The sequence below is a fragment of the Pseudomonas sp. Marseille-Q8238 genome (assembly GCF_965111915.1).
Genome location: NZ_CBCOPI010000001.1, coordinates 3499347 through 3519826 on the forward strand (window position 1 = coordinate 3499347; position 20480 = coordinate 3519826).

The following is a 20480-nucleotide window of genomic DNA, read 5'->3' on the forward strand; positions in this document are numbered from 1 at the left end:
CTAGGTTGACCACAAAGCGCACACCTGCCAGATAACTCCTCAAACCTGACATGCTGATCGAATTCCCCCAAACCGGCCGCTTCGCCGCCGTCGGTATCGACTATGTCGACGGCCACCATATCGAACCGCACCGCCACCGCCAGGCACAGTTCCTCTATGCGGCCAGTGGTTTGATGCGCCTGGTGACAGCACAAGGTGCCTGGGTGATTCCGCCCACCCGTGCCGTGTGGATCGCCCCGGACCTGGAGCACGAAATCTTCATTTCCGGCACGGTACGCATGCGCACCCTATTCATCCCGCAGGAAGCCTGCCCAACCGGCTTGAGCGGTTGCTGCGTGCTGGCGGTAACACCGTTGCTGCGCGAGCTGATTCTGCGCGCTATCGAGCAACAGGGCGGAACAGCCCCCAGCGCGGCGCTGATTCAGCAGTTGATCCTTAGCGAGATCGCCGCACTCGAGCGCCTGCCGCTGTATCTGCCCATGCCCGCAGACCGGCGCCTGCTGGCGATCTGCGTGGCCCTGCTGCAAAGCCCTGAGCACACCTTCACCCTGGAGGACTGGGGACAACAGGTAGGCGCCAGCTCACGCACACTGGCGCGCCTGTTCCGCCAGGAGCTGGACATGAGTTTTCAGGAATGGCGCCAGCAATTGCGACTGACCGAGGCTCTGCCCCGCCTGATTGCCGGCGAGAACGTGCAGAGCATCGCCCAGTCACTTGGCTATGCCAGCCCGCGCGCCTTCAGCGCCATGTTTCGCCGCCTGCTGGGGGAGAATCCACGCGAGTATGTACAGGCCATCACCCGACTGACTGAACTGAACCCCTGAGTCAGAGGTTCACAGCCCCCACCGAAGACTCAGCGCAGCTCGGTGAACGCCAGCTTGATACCCAATGCGATCAGCACGGCGCCCATCACCCGGTCAAACCAGTGCCCCATCCGGGTGAAGCCGGCTCGCACCCGCGCCTGACTGAACAGCATGGCCACCAGGCAGAACCACAAGCCGGTGGCGACGGCCAGGTACAAGCCATACCCCGCCTGTATCGCCAAGGGGGTATGCGGGTTGATCACCACAGTGAACAACGAGAGGAAGAACAGGGTGGCTTTCGGGTTGAGGCCATTGGTGACGAAGCCCGTCATGAAAGCCCCGCGAGAAGAACGCAGAGGCGCGGCAGCGACATCCAGCGCGCCGGCAGGTGCCGGCTTGGCCCGTAGTGCCTTGAAGCCGATGTACAGCAAATAGGCGGCCGCCAGCCATTTCAACGCATTGAACAGCACGATCGACTGCGACACGATAAGACCGATTCCCAGCAGCGAATACGCCACGTGCACGAGAATCCCCGTGCCTACACCGAACGCCGTCCACGTCCCGGCCCGTCGGCCATTGGCCACGCTTTCACGTACGACCACGGCGAAATCCGGGCCGGGGCTGGCCACGGCCAGCAGATGGATCAGCGCCACGGTGAGAAACTCCGCCCAGTACATGCAACCTCCAAGACAATGGCCAACGCCGTTTAAACAGGGGCCTATCTTCTCACTCACGAGAAAATCAGGCGATATCGACAGTCGGCACCGGCCAAGAATCATGGAGAACTGGCTGAACGGCAGGACTGGACGGTAGGCATCGACACGCCAGGCTGGCAACCTTATGCCAGTCAATTCAGCCCAGACAGGTACAGCTGATGAACAATAACGTCCGTGCAGTCTTTCTCGATCATGCCTCCCTCGACCTCGGCGACCTGGACATGCAGCCTCTGCAGCAGGCTTTCGGTGAACTGGTCGTCCATGCGCAGAGTGCACCTGGGCAGCTCGCCGAACGCCTGCGAGGTGCCCAGGTCGCGATCACCAACAAGGTGCACCTGGATGCCAACACCCTCGCCGCCTGCCCCGACCTGAAACTGATTCTCATCTCCGCCACCGGCACCAACAACATCGACCTCGCTGCGGCCCGAAACCAGGGCATCACCGTGTGCAATTGCCAGGGCTACGGCACCCCATCGGTGGCACAACATACCCTCATGCTATTGCTCGCCCTCGCCACACGCCTGCCGGACTACCATGCGGCAGTGCAGGCAGGCGCCTGGCAGAAGGCAACACAGTTCTGCCTGCTGGACTTTCCCATCATCGAGCTCGAAGGCAAGACCCTCGGCCTGCTGGGCCACGGAGAGCTGGGCGGTGCCGTGGCCAGGCTGGCGGAAGCATTCGGCATGCGCGTGCTGCTGGGCGCCCTGCCTGGTCGGCCATCACGTGCAGACCGCTTACCCCTGAATGAACTGCTACCGCAGGTCGACGTCCTGACCCTGCACTGCCCACTCAATGAACACACCCGCAACCTGATCGGCTCAGCCGAACTTGCCCTGCTCAAACCCACGGCCCTGCTGATCAATACCGCGCGTGGTGGCCTGGTCGATGAGCAAGCGCTGGCCGATAGCCTGCGCGCAGGTCACCTGGGCGGCGCCGCCTTCGATGTGCTCACCGAAGAACCGCCACGAGCTGGCAATCCCCTGCTGGCGGCAGACATCCCACGCTTGATCATCACCCCGCACAATGCCTGGGGTAGCCGCGAGGCGCGCCAGCGTATCGTCGGGCAACTGAAAGACAATGCCGAAGCCTTCTTCGCCGGTGCGCCGCAACGAGTGGTCAGCTAAGCTACGCGCCTTTTTCGACCGGCAACAGGAGCCCCCATGGACCCACGAAGCGAGGTGCTACTGCGCCAGGCAGAGCTGTTCGAGGGCAACGTGCTGCTTGCTGGTCTGCCTGCCGACGACCTGCTCAACCAATTACCCGGCGCCCGCGGCTGGAGTTGGCATGCAGGCGAGCAGGCAACCCTGGAGGCACGCTTCGCCGGACGCAGCACCTTCGGCACCACAGCGCCGGATGTCGCTTTCGACAGCGCTGTGCTGTTCCTACCCAAATCCCGTGAGCTGACCGACTACCTGTTGCAAGCCCTGGCTTCGCACCTGCACGGGCGCACCCTGTTTCTGGTCGGTGAAAAGCGCGGCGGCATCGAACGCGCCGCCAAGCAACTGGCTGCCTATGGCCGCACACGCAAACTGGACAGCGCGCGCCACTGCCAGCTGTGGCAGGTCGAGGTCAGCGAAGCTGTGACCAGGCCAGACCTACCGGCACTCGCCCAGCGCTACACACTGCCCCTGGCTGATGGTCCGCTGCAAGTCATCAGCCTGCCCGGTGTATTCAGCCACGGCCGCCTGGACCGCGGTAGCGCCTTGCTCATCGAACATCTGGATAACCTGCCCAGCGGCCATCTGCTCGACTTTGGCTGCGGTGCCGGCGTGCTCGGCGCACTGCTCAAACGGCGCCATGCGGATAGCCAGGTCACCCTCCTCGACGTGGATGCCTTCGCCGTCGCCAGCAGCCGGCTGACCCTGGCCGCCAATGGCCTGGAGGCCAATGTCATTGTGGGTGACGGCATTGACGCCGCCCCACAGGCACTCACCGCAATACTCAGCAACCCACCGTTCCATCAGGGCGTGCACACCAGCTACCAGGCCACCGAGCATCTGCTGCGCCAGGCTGCCCGGCACTTGCAGCCGGGTGGCGAGCTACGCCTGGTCGCCAACAGCTTTCTCAAGTACCCACCGTTGATCGAAGAACACCTCGGCCCTTGCCAGGTGCTTGCCGATGCCGACGGCTTTCGTATCTATAGCGCCAAAAGACCGTAGAGCACACGGGCCTACTCGCCACAGACGCCAGGCATGACACTCCCTGCTACTGGCTCAGGAGGTATGGAGTTGCCAGGTAGCGCTGCAATCACAAAAGACCAGTTGCCCACTGCAGCCCAGTTAGGCAGAATGCGCCCTGTCCTAGGGGAGTAGTCTCCCGTGAGCGCCCGCTCACCCGGCATGCGTCAACATACTTGGTCCACAGACCATGGCGCATGCGACCTCCGGCCCGTAGAAGGCCAGGGTTTGACAAGACCTATGACACGCACATCTCACCCGGGGCGGGGAGGTAGTACGTGTCATAGCTAACCGTCGAACCCGCCCCCGTAGGAACACCTGATGCTGGAATCCCTCTTCGTACCCACCGGAATCGTCGCCCTCGCCGAAATTGGCGACAAGACGCAGCTGCTCGCCCTGCTGTTGGCTGCCCGTTTCCGTCGGCCTTGGCCCATCATCTGGGGCATGGTCGTTGCGACCCTCGCCAATCACCTTGCTGCAGGCGCCGTGGGCAATTGGGTTGCCAGCCTATTCTCGACCACCACCCTGAGCTGGATTCTTGCGGCCAGCTTCGCAGCCGTTGCGCTATGGACCCTGGTTCCCGACAAGCTCGAGGACGAGGACAGTTCAGCCCTTAAACGCTTCGGGCCCTTCGTCACCACCTTGATCGCATTCTTCCTCGCCGAAATGGGCGACAAGACACAGATCGCCACCGTCATGCTGGCCGCTCAATATCCGCACTTCCTGCTCGTGGTCGCAGGCACCACGCTAGGCATGCTGATTGCCAACGTGCCTGTGGTGTTGGCCGGCAACTTCGCTGCCGATCGTCTGCCATTGACGCTCATTCGTCGCCTGGCTGCTCTCGCTTTTGCCGCCCTGGCCATCTACGCGGCCTGTCAGGCACTGGGCTTGACCGGCGGCAGCTGATTACCGCCGAAAGTTACGGCGTTTTGAGGGGCATTCGAAGCCTTCGATCCGACTGGTAACCTGTGCAAAAACTTGCACAACCCAGTCGGATGGAGAAACGGCGCATGTCACTGGACGAGATGAAAAAACGGGTTCGCCAACACATAGATCTGACGTGGAACAAAGGTCGCATGTCCCTGGCCGAGCAACTGCACACCAGTGACTTCCTCTACAAGAGCGCCTTCATCGGCCATCCTCTGGGCAGCGCAGGTTTCAGTAATCTGGTGCAGGAAATCCGCACGGCCATGCCAGATCTGGAAGTGGTGCTTGAGGAATGTATCGCCGAAGGGTTCAAAGTGGTGACCTGGAGCACCTTGATCGGCACGATCCAGAAACCCGCCCTTGGCTATCCGCCTAGCGACAAGATCCTGAGCATCTCCGCCATGGCCTTCTGGACCCTTACTCCGGCGGGTGAAATCCAGGAAATCTGCACGATGTTCGATATGGAAAGTTTCCGTGCCCAACTGGGCCTGGAAACCCGACCATTCGCGGAAAAAGCCCTCCCCTGACAGCTATGCTCCCCTCACATTTACCCGGACGACTCGATCTGCCACCTAAAGGTCCATGCCTGCCGACATCGGACCTCAATCATTGACGTTCACCGTGTATCAAGGCACGCATCGCAAGGTGCAGAATTACACCGTTCTCCTCTCATGCTTTACCACCGATCTGCCGATAAGCCAGGGACAGGCGCAACCTTCGTTGATGTGGAGTCCCTATGCGATTCAAATCCATCCAGTTTTCCGTCGCGGCGTTGGCCGGCGCCAGCGTATTGGCCGTGGTTGCGGCACTGGTGCTGTACTCGATGTACTCCGGATCTCGCACCCAGGCGATGGTCGAAGACAACACGCGCAACCTGCTCGAACAGATGATCAAGGATCGCCTGATCACCTTGGGCCAAGCCCAGGTCAGCCAGATCCAGCGTGAACTCGAATACCCACTGGCAATCGCCGGCAACCTGGCCCAGGTCAATGCCCTGATGGGCGAAACCGACAGCCAGGGCAATGCCCTGATTGGCACCAACCGAGAAGAACTGTCCAACATGTTGCGCAATGCTGTGGTGAAGAACCCCAAGTTGCTCGACGCCTATATCGGCTGGGAACCCAACGCATTCGATCAGGACGACGACCTCTACGCCGGCCAGACCGAAAACGCTTATGACGAATCCGGCCGCTTCATGCCCTGGTGGTATCGCAAGGCCGACGGCACGCCTACGGTCGAACCTCTGGGCGCAGAGATGACCAGCGAAAAACTGCTCCCGACCGGCGTGCGCGCCGGCGAGTATTACCTGTGCACCCGGGAAACCAAAGGTATCTGCATCATCGACCCCGCGCCCTACGAGATGGGTGGGAAGATGGTGATGATGGCTTCGTTCAACGTCCCCATCCTGGTCAATGGTCAGTTTCGCGGCGTGGTGGGTGCAGACCTGGCCCTGGATTTCATCCAGACCCTGCTGATAAAGGCCAACGCTGAGCTTTACCAAGGGGCCGGGGAAATGGCCCTGATCTCAACCAATGGCCGCCTGGTCGCCCTGACTCAGGACGCCGGCAAACTCGGGGAGCCCAGCACCCAAGTGCTGAATAACCTCGGTAATCTGCAACACCTACGCCCCAATCAGCCTGACTTCAGCATCGACGAAGCAAGTGGGCAGATCCAACTGATCATGCCCTTCACCATCGCCAATACTGCGACCCAGTGGACATTGGTCATGCGTTTGCCGCAACAGGCCGTATACACCGACCTGATCAAGCTGCAGGGCGACCTGCGCAGCCAATACGAAACCGATATCGCTGGGATGACACTGGTGGGCCTGATCATTGCGGGTATCGGCTTGTTGGTGATCTGGTTCGTCGGCTATGGCATCGCCCGCCCCCTGCGCCAGATGGTCGGCATGCTCAACGATATCGCCAAGGGCGACGGCGATCTGACCAAGCGCCTGACCGTGGACCGCGTCGACGAACTCGGGCAGATCGCCAATGGCTTCAACACCTTCCTCAACAAGTTGCAGAACATGATCCGCGACGTGGTGGGGTCGGTGCAGAAAGTCAGTGACTCGTCGGAGTACACCGCCGACATCGCCATCCGCACCAATCAGGGTGTGCAGAAACAGATGGCGGAAATCGATCAGGTTGCCACTGCCGTGCAGGAAATGGCCGCCACCGCCCAGGATGTGGCACGCAACGCCACCCAGGCCGCCGAAGCCGCCAACCATGCGGACCACTCGGCCAATGACGGCAAGCGCATCGTGCAGAACACGTCCCAGGCCATCGCAGCCCTGGCCACGGAAATAGGTCGCGCCGTCGGCGTGGTGCAGACCCTGGCCAAGGACAGTGAGAACATCAACGCCATCCTCATCGCCATTCGCGGCATTGCCGAGCAGACCAACCTGCTGGCGCTCAATGCCGCCATCGAAGCAGCGCGCGCAGGCGAACAGGGACGCGGGTTTGCCGTGGTCGCCGACGAGGTACGCAACCTGGCCCAGAAGACCCAGCAGGCCACTGAAGAAATTCAGTCAATGATCCAGCAGTTGCAGCATGGTACCCGCGAAGTGGTCAACGTCATGGAGCAGAGCCAGGTGCGCACCGATGAAAGCGTGCAACAGGCCACCGCCGCCGCCCAAGCCCTGGAATCGATCACCCAGGCCGTCTCGGTGATCAATGACATGAACACACAGATCGCCAGCGCCGCCGAAGAACAGAGCGCGGTAGCCGAGGACATCAATCGCAACGTCACCAATATCGGTCAGGTAGCGGCAGAAGTGGCCGGCGGCGCGGACGAAGCCAGTCAGGCCAGCGCCGAGCTGACCAAACTGGCCGAGCAACAGCGCCGTCTGATCAACCAGTTCCGCGTTTGATCGTTATTCAGAAGGGTGCGTCATGCGCACCCGGACAACGTACTGAACCTGCCGGTGCGCGTGGCGCACCTTACAGGAGCCCGACACTCAGACTCTGTGCGCCCAGCGCTGGCGCAGCCAGTCGAGGTCTTCCGGGCGGGTCACCTTGAGGTTGTCGGCGCGTCCTTCGATCAGGCGCGGAAACTGCCCTGCCCATTCCATCGCCGAAGCCTCGTCGGTCACAGCTACGCCGGCAACCAGCGCATCCGCCAGGACCCGGTGCAACGCAGCGAAACGAAACATCTGCGGCGTGAACGCCTGCCAGATCACGCTGCGATCCACGGTTTCCGCAACGCGCCCGTCCGCACCCACTCGCTTTAGGGTGTCGCGCGCCGGCACCGCAAGCAGCCCGCCAACGGGATCATCAGCCAGTTCAGTCAGCAAGTGGTCAAGATCAGAACGCGCCAGGTTCGGCCGCGCGGCGTCATGCACCAGCACCCAGTCCTCAGCCCTGGCACCCCGCTCAAGCAGGTGCAGCAAGCCGTTGAGCACAGAGTCGGCGCGTTCGGCTCCTCCATCGACGCGATGAATCCGCGCATCGCCGGCCAATGCCAACGTCGACCACCAGGGATCATCCGCAGCCAGTGGCACCACCATCCCCTTGAGCTGGGGATGACCAAGGAAGCAGTCGAGGGTGTGCTCGAGCAAGGTACGCCCGGCCAGTTCGAGGTATTGCTTGGGGCGATCGGCGCGCATGCGCGACCCGATTCCGGCAGCCGGGATGATCACCCAGAACGCCGGCAGGCTTGCCCCACTCATTCGGCCAACTGGTAGAGGGTCTCACCCTCTTTGACCATGCCCAGCTCGTGGCGAGCGCGCTCTTCCACGGTTTCCATACCCCGTTTGAGCTCCAGCACCTCGGCCTCGAGAATCCGATTACGCTCGAGCAGGCGCTCGTTCTCGCCCTTCTGCTCGGTAATTTGTCGGTTCAGGTCGGTGACCTGAGCCAGGCTGCCATCGCCCACCCACAGACGATACTGCAGGCCGGAGAGCACCAGCAGCAACGAGAGGAACAACCAATAGGGGGCTTTTGCCATCGGAGAGACCATATGCAAAGGGCAGCTTGCGCTGCCCTTTTACCACTCTTTACCCAGCCAGTGAAAACCTCAGCGACGAAGTCCCCGGCCAGGCATCACACTGCTCAGCCACGGAACTCGGCACGGCCCTTGTACGGCGCCTTGCCAGCCAGTTGCTCTTCAATGCGCAGCAGTTGGTTGTACTTGGACACGCGGTCGGAACGGCACAGGGAACCGGTTTTGATCTGGCCAGCAGCAGTACCCACAGCCAGGTCGGCGATGGTGCTGTCTTCGGTTTCACCCGAGCGGTGCGAGATCACAGCGGTATAACCGGCAGCCTTGGCCATCTGAATGGCTTCCAGGGTTTCGGTCAGCGAGCCGATCTGGTTGAACTTGATCAGGATCGAGTTACCGATGGACTCGTCGATACCACGCTTGAGGATCTTGGTGTTGGTCACGAACAGGTCGTCACCGACCAGTTGGACCTTCTCGCCGATCTTGTCGGTCAGGACTTTCCAGCCAGCCCAATCAGACTCGTCCATGCCATCTTCGATGGAGATGATCGGATAACGCTGGGTCAGGCCGGCCAGGTAGTCGGCGAAACCGGCCGCGTCGAACACCTTACCTTCACCAGCCAGGTCGTACTTGCCGTCTTCGAAGAACTCTGAGGAAGCGCAGTCCAGGGCCAGGGTCACATCGGTGCCCAGTTTGTAGCCGGCATTGGCCACCGCCTCAGCGATGGCAGCCAGAGCGTCTTCGTTGGACGCCAGGTTCGGCGCGAAGCCGCCTTCGTCACCCACGGAAGTGCTCAGGCCGCGAGCCTTCAAAACGGCTTTCAGGTGATGGAAGATCTCGGTGCCCATGCGCAGCGCGTCGGAGAAGGTCTTGGCGCCAACCGGCTGGACCATGAACTCCTGGATGTCGACGTTGTTATCGGCATGCTCGCCGCCGTTGATGATGTTCATCATCGGCACTGGCATGGAGTAGACACCCGGGGTGCCGTTTAGGTCGGCAATGTGCGCGTACAGCGGCACGCCCTTGGCCTGGGCAGCGGCCTTGGCGGCAGCCAGGGACACGGCGAGGATGGCGTTGGCGCCCAGCTTGCCTTTGTTCTCGGTGCCATCGAGGTCAATCATGGCCAGGTCGAGGGCTTTCTGCTCGCGGGCATCTTTGCCCAGCAGCAGGTCACGGATCGGGCCATTGATGTTGGCCACGGCCTTCAGCACGCCCTTGCCCAGGTAACGGCTCTTGTCGCCATCACGCAGTTCGAGCGCTTCGCGCGAACCGGTGGAAGCACCGGACGGCGCACAGGCGCTGCCGATGATGCCGTTTTCGAGGATTACATCGGCTTCTACAGTGGGGTTGCCACGGGAGTCGAGAACCTCACGGCCCTTGATGTCGACGATTTTTGCCATTCTTGTCAGCTCCAACAGTTTAAAGACGCGATTCGAATACGAAACTCAGGCAGTTTCGATCGGCGCAAAGCTCTTGATCAGATCATCCAGCTGCTTGAGCTGGGTGAGGAACGGTTCCAGCTTGTCCAGGCGCAGGGCGCAAGGACCGTCGCATTTGGCGTTGTCCGGGTCCGGATGGGCCTCCAGGAACAGGCCGGCCAGCCCCTGGCTCATTCCCGCCTTGGCCAGATCAGTGACCTGAGCACGACGTCCTCCGGCAGAATCGGCACGCCCACCCGGCATCTGCAGGGCGTGGGTGACATCGAAGAATACCGGGTACTCGAATTGCTTCATGATCCCGAAACCGAGCATGTCCACCACCAGGTTGTTGTAACCGAAGGAAGAACCGCGCTCGCAGAGGATCAGTTGATCGTTACCTGCCTCCTCGCACTTGGTCAGGATGTGCTTCATTTCCTGGGGTGCGAGGAACTGGGCTTTCTTGATGTTGATGACCGCGCCGGTCTTGGCCATGGCCACCACCAGATCAGTCTGCCGTGAGAGGAAGGCCGGCAGCTGGATGATGTCGCACACCTCGGCCACTGGCGCAGCCTGAGAGGGCTCATGCACATCGGTAATCACCGGCACGCCAAAGGCCTGCTTCACATCCTCGAAAATACGCATCCCTTCTTCCAGGCCCGGGCCACGGAAGGAGGTAACAGAGGAGCGATTGGCCTTGTCGAAACTGGCCTTGAATACGTAGGGAATGCCGAGCTTCTCGGTAACACGAACGTATTCTTCACAGGCCTGCATGGCCAGATCACGCGATTCGAGCACGTTGATCCCGCCGAACAGCACAAAAGGCATGTCGTTGGCGATCTCGATGTTACCGACACGAATGATCTTCTGGGTCATGCCTTGCGCGCCTTCTGAGCCAGTGCCGCGTTGACGAAGCCACTGAACAATGGGTGGCCATCACGTGGGGTGGAGGTGAATTCCGGGTGGAACTGGCACGCGACGAACCATGGATGATCTGGCGCTTCGACCACCTCTACCAGCGCCCCGTCACCGGAGCGACCGGAGACCTTGAGTCCAGCCTCGGTGAGTTTGGGCAGCAGGTTGTTGTTCACTTCATAACGGTGGCGGTGGCGCTCGACGATGACGTCTTTGCCATAGCACTGGTGCACCAGTGAGCCTTGTTCCAGCTGGCAGTCCTGCGCGCCCAGGCGCATGGTGCCGCCCAGATCCGAGGCCTCGGTACGGGTTTCGGTAGCGCCTGTCGCGTCTTGCCACTCGGTGATCAGACCCACGACTGGATGACTGCTGTTCTGGTCGAACTCGCTGGAGTTCGCATCCTTCCAACCCAGCACATTGCGCGCGTATTCGATCACGGCGACTTGCATGCCGAGGCAGATACCCAGGTAGGGAATCTTGTTCTCGCGAGCGTATTGTACGGTTCGGATCTTGCCTTCGACACCGCGCAGACCAAACCCGCCGGGAACGAGGATCGCGTCGACCCCTTCGAGCAGCCCAACACCTTGATTCTCGATGTCTTCGGAGTCGATATAACGCAGGTTGACCTTGGTACGGTTCTCGATGCCGGCATGACTCATCGCTTCGATCAGCGATTTGTAGGCATCCAGCAGCTCCATGTACTTGCCGACCATGGCAATGGTGACTTCTTTTTCCGGGTTCAGCTTGGCATCGACCACGCGATCCCATTCAGACAGGTCGGCCGGGCCGCACTGCAGGCCGAAGCGCTCGACGACGAAGTCATCCAGGCCCTGCGCATGCAGGACAGACGGAATCTTGTAGATGGTGTCGACGTCTTCGAGGGCGATGACCGCACGCTCTTCAACGTTGGTGAACAGGGCGATCTTGCGGCGCGAAGACAGGTCGACCTCATGGTCGGAGCGGCAGATCAACACATCAGGCTGCAAGCCGATGGAGCGCAGCTCCTTGACCGAGTGCTGGGTTGGCTTGGTCTTGGTCTCGCCAGCGGTGGCGATGTATGGCACCAGGGTCAGGTGCATCAGCATGGCGCGCTTGGCACCCACTTCCACACGCAACTGGCGGATAGCTTCGAGGAATGGCTGCGACTCGATGTCGCCCACCGTACCGCCGATCTCGACCATGGCCACGTCGGCGTCGCCGGCGCCTTTGATGATGCGGCGCTTGATCTCGTCGGTGATGTGCGGAATGACCTGGATGGTCGCGCCCAGGTAATCACCACGACGTTCCTTGCGCAGGACGTCTTCGTACACACGGCCGGTAGTGAAGTTGTTGTTCTGGGTCATCGTCGTGCGGATGAACCGCTCGTAGTGGCCCAGATCAAGGTCGGTCTCGGCGCCGTCGTGGGTGACGAACACCTCACCGTGCTGGAACGGGCTCATGGTGCCCGGATCGACGTTGATGTAAGGATCCAGTTTGAGCATGGTGACCTTCAGGCCCCGCGCCTCCAGGATAGCCGCCAGTGATGCCGAGGCGATGCCCTTCCCCAATGAAGAAACAACACCACCCGTGACGAAGATGTAGCGCGTCATGAAAAATCCTAGAAGTCTGCGTTCAAGCGGTCAGCGCCGCCGGGGTGAAAGCGCAGGAAGGCCTCTGGCCAACCTGAAATAAGCATGCCACCACGGGTTCCGGGGGAATCCGCAGAAGCAGTAACAAGACGGGAGCGTAGTCTACCGGAAAGGCCTCATCAGCTCAAACCTTGCTCGTTCGTCGGAGGCTGCCAACTGGCTCGCCATTCCCCCCACTGCGAACCATCCAGCCCGGGCAGGCCGGCAACTGCGAGCAGACGCCCGTCAGCGAACAACAAGGGCAGACGACCGCGCATGAACCCGGGGATAGCGCGCTCGTTGAGCAGGCGCTTGAGATCGCGGTGGCCACGTCCCGGAATCTCCATCACCTCGCCGCCCTGTCGATAGCGGATGTGCAGCGACGCAGACGGTGGATTACCGTCCAGAGTCAGTTGGCCATTATCCGGCAGCAGGTTCACGCCAAGAGCCAAATCTGCAACGGGTGGCTGGACCACCGGTCGCAGCCAGGCTCCAGACAGCCAGCAAAGCCGCTCGCCAGTACGGTGCAATTCACCATCGACCAGACCCCAGACCGGTGCTCGATCCGCCGCTGCGTCACGAAGCGATTCCCAGCCGGCCCAATGATCGCTATCCGGCAATCGGGTCAAGGGCGCCAACCAATACCGCAAAGCGTTGCGCTGGCGCGCCGGGGACAATGAACGCAATGGTTCTAGCAACAGCGACGGGATACCCAGCCCAAATGGTGGCAGAGCGACAGCCGCCGTGCACAGATCAGCCTGCGCCAGCTCATCGAGCAGGCCCTGCGCCTCGCGCAGATGCTCGGCACTGCGCGCAAAGTTGGCCGACGCCTGGGGCCATTGACGCACCAGCGCCGGCAGCACTTCATGACGGAGATAATTACGCGACAAACGCGTGTCGTTGTTGGAAGGATCCTCTACCCAACACACGCCATGGTCACGAGCGTAGGACTCCAGCTCTCTCCGCGAGACACCCAACAACGGACGCAGCAAAATGCCCTGCCCAAGCGGACGATGCGCTGACATAGCCGCCAGTCCACGCACCCCTGCCCCCCGGATGAGGCGAAAGAGCATGGTCTCCGCCTGGTCGTCACGGTGCTGCCCGGTGAGCACTACATCACCAGCCTGCAGGTTGCGCTGCAGGGCAGCATAACGCGCCTCACGCGCTGCACGTTCCAGGCTGGCACCGGCATCGACCTGGACATATTCGACGTGCAACGGCACCCCCAGCTGCGCGCAGAGCCGCTGGCAATGCATCGGCCAGTCGTCTGCAACCGCCTGTAAACCATGGTGCACATGGATAGCCGACAAGGGCGGCAATGAGTAGCGACTGGCCAGGCCCGCCAGCAGATGCAGCAGCACCGTCGAATCCAGCCCACCAGACAGCGCCACCCGCCAGGCAGGTGCACTGCGCCAGGGTTGCAGGAGAGAAAGCAGACGGGATTCGATGACAGTCATGGCGACAGCTTAAAACAACAACGGACCCATAGGGCCCGTTGCAATCAGCAGATGACGAGGAATCAGGCTATGCCGTAACTCATCAGACGCTCGTAGCGACGCTCCAGCAGTGCATCGACTTCCAGCCCACGCAGCATCTGCAGTTGCTCCAGCAAGGACTCGCGCACACTGGCGGCCGCCACGTGTGGCTCGCGATGGGCGCCGCCCAATGGCTCACCGATCACCTGATCGACAATCCCCAGGCCCTTCAGGCGCTCGGCAGTGATGCCCATGGCCTCGGCGGCATCCGGTGCCTTCTCGGCGGTTTTCCACAGAATGGATGCGCAACCTTCGGGCGAAATCACCGAGTAAGTGGAGTACTGCAGCATGTTCAACTGATCGCAGACACCGATGGCCAGCGCGCCACCAGAACCGCCTTCGCCGATGACCGTGGCGATGATCGGCGTTTTCAGACGCGCCATCACGCGCAGGTTCCAGGCAATCGCTTCACTCTGGTTGCGCTCCTCGGCATCGATACCCGGGTAGGCCCCAGGAGTGTCGATGAAGGTCAGGATCGGCAGTTTGAAGCGCTCAGCCATTTCCATGAGACGGCAGGCCTTGCGATAGCCTTCCGGGCGCGGCATACCGAAGTTACGGCGTACCTTCTCGCGCACTTCACGGCCTTTCTGGTGCCCGATGACCATCACCGGTTGATCGTCCAGGCGCGCCACGCCCCCGACCAGCGCCGCATCATCGGAGAAATGACGGTCGCCATGCAGCTCGTCGAACTCAGTGAAGATGTGCTCGATGTAATCGAGGGTGTAGGGGCGACGCGGATGGCGCGAGAGCTGGGAAATCTGCCAGCTGCTCAGGTTGCCGAAAATACTTTCGGTCAGGCTTCTGCTCTTGTCCTGCAGACGGGAAATTTCGTCACTGATATTCAGCGCATTGTCGCTGCCGACCAGGCGCAACTCTTCGATCTTGGCTTGCAGGTCGGCAATCGGCTGTTCGAAATCGAGAAAGTTCGGGTTCATAGGCGTCCGTCTTGCATCAGCGGCCATTAGGCCGGGCGGCTGTTTCCATTTGGCGCCTAACCTTAAGGGATAAGGCGCTCACGGTCGAGACTGAAGGGCGAAGCAGCCCCTCAGCGGTATTGGAGGAAGACGTTGTCTTTGCCGAACTGGTCACGCAGGGCCTGAATCAAGCTATCAGCCGGATCGATTCGCCACTGCTCACCAAACTGCAGCAAGGCACGTGCACTGCTGCCGCTGTAATCAACAGTCAGTGGGCAAGCCCCACGGTGCTTGCCAAACAGCTCGGCCAACCAGCGCAGGCGATCGCCCTGCAACTCATCCCGGGCCACGCGCAGCCGCAGACTCTCGGCCAGCCCGGTGCGTGCCTCCTCCAGGCTCATCACGCGCTTGGCGCGCAGGCGCAGGCCACCGGAGAAGTCATCATTGCTCACCTCCCCTTCGACCACCACCAGCGCATCGCTCTGCAACAGCGCCTGATTGCTGGCAAAGGCATCGGCGAATAGCGATGCTTCGATACGCCCGGAGCGATCATCCAGGGTGATGAAGCCCATCTTGTCGCCTTTCTTGTTCTTCATGACCCGCAGGTTGACGATCAACCCGGCAATGGTCTGGCTTTCGCGCGATGGCCGCAGGTCGATGATGCGCTGACGCGCAAAACGGCGGACCTCGCCCTCATATTCATCGATCGGGTGCCCGGTCAGATAAAGGCCGAGGGTGTCTTTTTCCCCCTTCAGGCGCTCCTTGAGCGACAGTTCACGGGCGTTGCGGTGATTGACGTAAACATCCGCCTCCGGCTCGGAGAACAGGCCACCGAATAGATCGGCATGCCCGCTGTCGTGGCTGCGGGCAGCCTGCTCGGCAGCCTGCACCGCCTCTTCCATTGCCGCCAGCAGCACTGCACGGTTCTGGTCGATGTTGGCCTGATAGGCTTTGACCTCGTCGAAGAAGTACGGCCCCAGACGATCCAGCGCGCCCCCTCGGATCAACGCCTCCAGGGTGCGCTTGTTGATGCGCTTGAGGTCGACCCGCGTGCAGAAGTCGAACAGATCCTTGAACGGCCCTTCCTGGCGGCTCTCGACAATGGCCTCGACCGGCCCCTCGCCCACGCCCTTGATCGCGCCCAGGCCATAGAGAATGCGGCCATCATCATCGACGGTGAACTTGAACTCGGAGCTGTTCACATCCGGCGCCAGAATGCGCAACTTCATGTTGCGGCACTCTTCGATCAGGGTCACGACCTTCTCGGTGTTGTGCATATCCGCCGACAACACCGCCGCCATGAATGGCGACGGGTGGTGGGCCTTGAGCCAGGCAGTCTGGTACGAAACCAGGCCATAGGCGGCGGAGTGAGATTTGTTGAAACCGTAACCGGCGAATTTCTCCACCAGGTCGAAGATGTTGCCCGCTAGGTCCGCATCGATGCCGTTGTTGGCACACCCTTCGATAAAGCCACCGCGCTGCTTGGCCATTTCCTCGGGCTTCTTCTTACCCATGGCACGACGCAACATGTCGGCGCCGCCGAGGGTATACCCCGCCATCACCTGGGCGATCTGCATGACCTGTTCCTGGTACAGGATGATGCCGTAGGTGGGCTTGAGCACAGGCTCGAGGCCGGCGTACTGATAATCCTGGTGCGGGTAGGAAATCTGCTCACGGCCGTGCTTGCGGTTGATGAAGTCGTCCACCATGCCCGACTGCAGCGGCCCTGGGCGGAACAGCGCCACAAGGGCGATCATGTCTTCCAGGCAGTCCGGCTTGAGCTTCTTGATCAGCTCCTTCATGCCGCGTGATTCGAGCTGGAACACGGCCGTGGTCTCGGCCTTCTGCAGCATCGCGTAGGTCGGTTTGTCGTCCAGCGGGATGAAGTCGATGTTGACGTCGGGCAGGCCTTTCTTGGCCTGCTCGCGGTTGATCGTCTCCATGGCCCATTTGATGATGGTCAGGGTACGCAGGCCGAGGAAGTCGAACTTCACCAGGCCAGCCGCTTCCACATCATCCTTGTCGAACTGGGTAACCAGACCGCCACCCTCGTCATCGCAGGCAATCGGCGAGAAATCGGTGAGTTTGGTCGGTGCGATGACCACCCCCCCGGCGTGCTTGCCGGTGCCCCGCGTGATGCCCTCGAGCTTGAGCGACATCTCCCAGATTTCCGCCGCCTCTTCGTCGGTCTTGAGGAAGTCGCGCAGCGGCTCCTCCATCTCATAGGCCTTTTCCAGGGTCATGCCGACTTCGAACGGGATCATCTTCGACAGGCGATCGGCCAGGCCGTAGGACTTACCCTGCACCCGCGCCACGTCGCGCACCACCGCCTTGGCCGCCATGGTGCCGAAGGTGATGATCTGGCTCACCGCGTTACGGCCGTACTTCTCGGCCACGTAGTCGATCACCCGGTCGCGGCCGTCCATGCAGAAGTCGACGTCGAAGTCGGGCATGGAAACGCGTTCCGGGTTGAGGAAGCGCTCGAACAGCAGGTCATAGGCCAACGGGTCGAGGTCGGTGATCTTCTGCACGTAGGCCACCAGCGAACCGGCACCCGAACCACGACCCGGGCCGACCGGTACGCCGTTGCTCTTGGCCCACTGAATGAAGTCCATAACGATCAGGAAGTAACCGGGGAAGCCCATCTGGATAATGATATCCAGCTCGAAATTCAGTCGGTCGATGTAGACCTGCTTCTTCGCCTCGTAGTCCGGAGTATCTCGCGGCAGCAGCACTTCCAGGCGCTCGTCCAGGCCGTCGAACGACACCTTGCGGAAGTAATCATCGATGGTCATGCCTTCCGGCACCGGGAAGTCCGGCAGGAAGTACTTGCCCAGTTGCACTTCGATATTGCAGCGCTTGGCGATCTCGACAGTGTTTTCCAGCGCCTCGGGAATATCGCTGAACAGCTCGGCCATTTCCTCGGGCGATTTCAGGTACTGCTGATCGGAGTAGCTGCGCAGACGGCGCGGGTCATCCAGGGCCCGGCCTTCGCCGATGCACACGCGGGTTTCGTGGGCCTCGAAGTCGCCCTGCTTGAGGAAGCGCACATCGTTGGTCGCCACCAGCGCCGCGCCGCAGCGTTCGGCCAGGGCCACGGCGGCGTGTACATGCTCCTCGTCGTTGACCCGCTCGCAGCGGTGCAGCTCCAGGTAGAAACGCTCGGGGAATACTGCCTGCCACTCGGCCAGCAGGGCTTCGGCACGGCCAGGCTCGCCACCGAGCAGGGCCTGGCCGATCTCGCCGTCCTTGGCTCCGGACAGGGCAATCAGCCCTTCGGAAGCCGTCTTCACCCAGTCACGCTGGATGATCACCATGTCATTGCTCTGGCCTTCGCTCCAGCCGCGCGAGACCAGTTCGGTGAGGTTGCGGTAGCCCTTGGCGTTCATCGCCAGCAGGGTCATCCGGCTCAGCGGACCGTCTTCGTCGCCGCTGGCCAGCCAGATATCGGCGCCACAGATCGGCTTGATGCCGCCGCCCTGCGCCGCCTTGTAGAACTTGACCAGCGAGCACATGTTGCTCTGGTCGGTCACCGCCACCGCTGGCATGCCCGCCCCTGCCACAGCCTTGATCAGCGGTTTGACCCGAACCAGGCCGTCGACCAGGGAAAATTCGGTATGCAGGCGCAAATGGACAAACGTGGCGGTCATGACAATCCCGTACAAAACACAAAAAACGACAAGGCCCGGATTGTACCGGGCCAGGGCTCAAACAACAGCAGGCGGATCGGGGAATCGAGCGCAGGGTGGATCGGAGCGCATAGCTGGCGTTCTACATCTATCCACACAGGGCCTGCGCCCTACTCTTCCAGCACCTTGCGTACCGGAGCGAACGAACGTCGGTGAATCGGCGTAGCGCCCAGGCGCTGCAGGGCTTCCAGGTGCACAGGCGTGGGATAGCCCTTATGCCCGGCGATGCCATAACCGGGATAGCGCGCATCCAGCTCGACCATTTCCCGGTCGCGGCTGACCTTGGCCAGAATCGAAGCCGCGGCGATAGCCGGTACCTGGCTATCGCCCTGCACCACTGGCGCGCTGGGTACTGCCAGCTTCGGACAACGATTACCATCAATCAGAGCCAGACGCGGCGTGACCTGCAAGCCCTCGACGGCACGTTGCATGGCCAGCATGGTGGCATGGAGAATATTGAGACGATCGATCTCCTCGACATCGGCGCGGGCAATGCACCAGGCCAAGGCTTTCTCGCGAATCTCGTCGAACAGCTTTTCGCGACGCGCCTCAGTGAGCTTCTTCGAGTCATTGAGTCCAAGAATCGGCCGAGCCGGATCCAGGATCACCGCCGCCGTTACCACAGGACCGCACAGCGGGCCACGTCCGACCTCATCGACTCCGGCGACCAGCTCCTCGACCAACGCGAAATCCAGACCGAGCTGCATCAGGTCCGCCTTATCAATCCGAGCACGGCATCGGCAGCCTGCCGCGAGGCATCCTGGCGCAAGGCGCGATGGATCACATCGAAGCCTTCGGTCTGTACCTCACCATCATCGAGCAACGGCGCCAGGGTTTGCGCCAATGCTTCCGGCGTCGCGGCATCCTGAATCAGTTCCGGTACCAGCAAGCGCTCGGCGAGCAGATTAGGCAGCGAGATATAGGGGCTTTTGACCAGGCGTTTGAGGATCTTGAAGGTCAATGGCGCGACCCGGTAAGCCACCACCATCGGCCGTTTGTACAACAGCGCCTCCAGGGTCGCTGTGCCCGAGGCGATGAGCACCGCATCACAGGCCGCCAGCGCCTCATGGGAACGACCATCGAGCAGCAGCAACGGCAGGTCGCGCCCGGCCAGAAGTTGCTCAAGCTGGGCTCGACGCTCCGCACTGGCGCAAGGCAATACGAACTGAACCCCCGGACGCATCGCCCGCAAACGCTCTGCAGCATCGAGGAACAAGGCCCCCAGGCGGGACACTTCTCCGCCCCGACTACCAGGCAGCAAGGCGACCAACGGCGTCTGCCCAGCAACGCCCAAGGCCTCGCGTGCCGCCGCACGATCTGCTTGCAGATCGATAGTGTCCGCCAGCGGATGTCCGACAAAACGCACTGGTACCTGGTGCTCGTCATAGAAACGCGCTTCGAAAGGAAAGAGGGTCAGCATCAAATCGCAGGCTTCGCGAATTTTCAGCACACGCTTCTGCCGCCAGGCCCAGACCGACGGGCTGACATAGTGCACAGTCTTGATACCGGCATGTCGCAGCTTGAGCTCTACGCCAAGGGTGAAATCAGGGGCATCGATGCCGATGAACAAGTCGGGCTTGGCGTCGATCAGGGTACGGATCAGACGCTTGCGCCGAGAAAGCAGCTCAGGCAAGCGGCCGAGCACCTCGACCAAGCCCATTACCGACAGGCGCTCCATGGGGAAGTAGGAATCGAGCCCCTCGCTCTGCATACGGGGACCGCCCACACCAATGAAACGAGCATCGGGATGGCGCGCCTTGAGAGCTTGCATCAGGCCGGAGCCAAGAATGTCACCGGAGGCCTCACCTGCCACCAGTGCGATAAGCAGAGGACGATCCAT

General features: G+C 61.5%; 17 protein-coding genes, 1 pseudogene and 1 riboswitch. Of the genes and pseudogenes, 7 read left to right on the forward strand and 11 right to left on the reverse strand.

What is annotated here, in order from left to right; genetic code table 11:
• Nucleotides 1-50 precede the first annotated feature (50 nt).
• Complete coding sequence (locus ACWPW0_RS16310; RefSeq protein ID WP_454255873.1) at nucleotides 51-824, forward strand: AraC family transcriptional regulator; 774 nt, start codon at nucleotides 51-53, stop codon at nucleotides 822-824.
• Between the two features lie 29 nt (nucleotides 825-853).
• Here ACWPW0_RS16310 and ACWPW0_RS16315 read toward each other — a convergent pair whose 3' ends face one another.
• Nucleotides 854-1480, reverse strand: a complete 627-nt coding sequence (locus ACWPW0_RS16315; RefSeq protein WP_454255874.1) for a LysE family transporter — start codon at nucleotides 1478-1480, stop codon at nucleotides 854-856.
• Between the two features lie 197 nt (nucleotides 1481-1677).
• Here ACWPW0_RS16315 and ACWPW0_RS16320 point away from each other — a divergent pair, with 197 nt between their 5' ends.
• The 6 genes and pseudogenes from ACWPW0_RS16320 to ACWPW0_RS16345 all read left to right on the forward strand — a co-directional run bounded on the left by ACWPW0_RS16320 (nucleotide 1678) and on the right by ACWPW0_RS16345 (nucleotide 7495).
• Entirely contained in the window at nucleotides 1678-2643 is a 966-nt protein-coding gene (locus ACWPW0_RS16320) for a 2-hydroxyacid dehydrogenase (protein WP_454255875.1), read from the forward strand.
• Between the two features lie 36 nt (nucleotides 2644-2679).
• A complete protein-coding gene (locus tag ACWPW0_RS16325) occupies nucleotides 2680-3678 on the forward strand; it encodes a methyltransferase (RefSeq protein WP_454255876.1) in 999 nt (332 codons plus the stop codon).
• Nucleotides 3679-3810: 132 nt separating this feature from the next.
• Nucleotides 3811-3969, forward strand: a riboswitch (yybP-ykoY riboswitch).
• A 51-nt stretch (nucleotides 3970-4020) separates the two neighbouring features.
• A complete protein-coding gene (locus ACWPW0_RS16330) occupies nucleotides 4021-4602 on the forward strand; it encodes a TMEM165/GDT1 family protein (RefSeq protein ID WP_447595686.1) in 582 nt (193 codons plus the stop codon).
• Between the two features lie 104 nt (nucleotides 4603-4706).
• Nucleotides 4707-5150, forward strand: a complete 444-nt coding sequence (locus ACWPW0_RS16335; RefSeq protein ID WP_447593036.1) for a ketosteroid isomerase-related protein — start codon at nucleotides 4707-4709, stop codon at nucleotides 5148-5150.
• 1286 nt (nucleotides 5151-6436) lie between these two features.
• Nucleotides 6437-6637: pseudogene (locus ACWPW0_RS16340) on the forward strand (HAMP domain-containing protein); the annotation flags it as partial.
• Nucleotides 6638-6751: 114 nt separating this feature from the next.
• Entirely contained in the window at nucleotides 6752-7495 is a 744-nt protein-coding gene (locus ACWPW0_RS16345; protein ID WP_454256752.1) for a methyl-accepting chemotaxis protein, read from the forward strand.
• 87 nt (nucleotides 7496-7582) lie between these two features.
• Here ACWPW0_RS16345 and ispD read toward each other — a convergent pair whose 3' ends face one another.
• The 10 genes from ispD to lpxB form a co-directional block, all read right to left on the reverse strand.
• On the reverse strand, nucleotides 7583-8293 hold the full coding sequence (gene ispD / locus ACWPW0_RS16350; RefSeq protein ID WP_454255877.1) for a 2-C-methyl-D-erythritol 4-phosphate cytidylyltransferase: 711 nt from the start codon (nucleotides 8291-8293) through the stop codon (nucleotides 7583-7585).
• Nucleotides 8290-8571, reverse strand: a complete 282-nt coding sequence (ftsB, locus tag ACWPW0_RS16355) for a cell division protein FtsB (protein WP_447593042.1) — start codon at nucleotides 8569-8571, stop codon at nucleotides 8290-8292. The genes ispD and ftsB overlap by 4 nt, the downstream gene beginning before the upstream one ends.
• Before the next feature lie 104 nt (nucleotides 8572-8675).
• The gene (gene eno / locus ACWPW0_RS16360) at nucleotides 8676-9965 is read right to left on the reverse strand and encodes a phosphopyruvate hydratase (protein ID WP_447593044.1); all 1290 of its coding nucleotides are present in this window, start codon (nucleotides 9963-9965) and stop codon (nucleotides 8676-8678) included.
• Nucleotides 9966-10010: 45 nt separating this feature from the next.
• Nucleotides 10011-10856, reverse strand: a complete 846-nt coding sequence (gene kdsA, locus ACWPW0_RS16365; RefSeq protein WP_454255878.1) for a 3-deoxy-8-phosphooctulonate synthase — start codon at nucleotides 10854-10856, stop codon at nucleotides 10011-10013.
• Nucleotides 10853-12484: a CTP synthase gene (locus tag ACWPW0_RS16370; protein ID WP_454255879.1), complete on the reverse strand. Its 1632-nt coding sequence runs from the start codon at nucleotides 12482-12484 to the stop codon at nucleotides 10853-10855. The genes kdsA and ACWPW0_RS16370 overlap by 4 nt, the downstream gene beginning before the upstream one ends.
• 158 nt (nucleotides 12485-12642) lie before the next feature.
• Nucleotides 12643-13959, reverse strand: coding sequence for a tRNA lysidine(34) synthetase TilS (gene tilS / locus ACWPW0_RS16375; protein WP_454255880.1), 1317 nt, complete (start codon nucleotides 13957-13959; stop codon nucleotides 12643-12645).
• Nucleotides 13960-14021: 62 nt separating this feature from the next.
• Nucleotides 14022-14972 carry an acetyl-CoA carboxylase carboxyltransferase subunit alpha gene (locus ACWPW0_RS16380; RefSeq protein WP_454255881.1) on the reverse strand — a complete coding sequence of 317 codons (951 nt, stop codon included), beginning with the start codon at nucleotides 14970-14972 and terminating at the stop codon, nucleotides 14022-14024.
• 110 nt (nucleotides 14973-15082) lie between these two features.
• Nucleotides 15083-18601: a DNA polymerase III subunit alpha gene (gene dnaE / locus ACWPW0_RS16385; RefSeq protein WP_454255882.1), complete on the reverse strand. Its 3519-nt coding sequence runs from the start codon at nucleotides 18599-18601 to the stop codon at nucleotides 15083-15085.
• A gap of 149 nt (nucleotides 18602-18750) precedes the next feature.
• Nucleotides 18751-19347 (reverse strand): ribonuclease HII, encoded by a 597-nt coding sequence (rnhB, locus tag ACWPW0_RS16390; RefSeq protein WP_447593056.1) that lies wholly within the window; start codon nucleotides 19345-19347, stop codon nucleotides 18751-18753.
• A complete protein-coding gene (gene lpxB / locus ACWPW0_RS16395; RefSeq protein WP_454255883.1) occupies nucleotides 19347-20480 on the reverse strand; it encodes a lipid-A-disaccharide synthase in 1134 nt (377 codons plus the stop codon). Before lpxB ends, rnhB begins: the two co-directional genes overlap by 1 nt.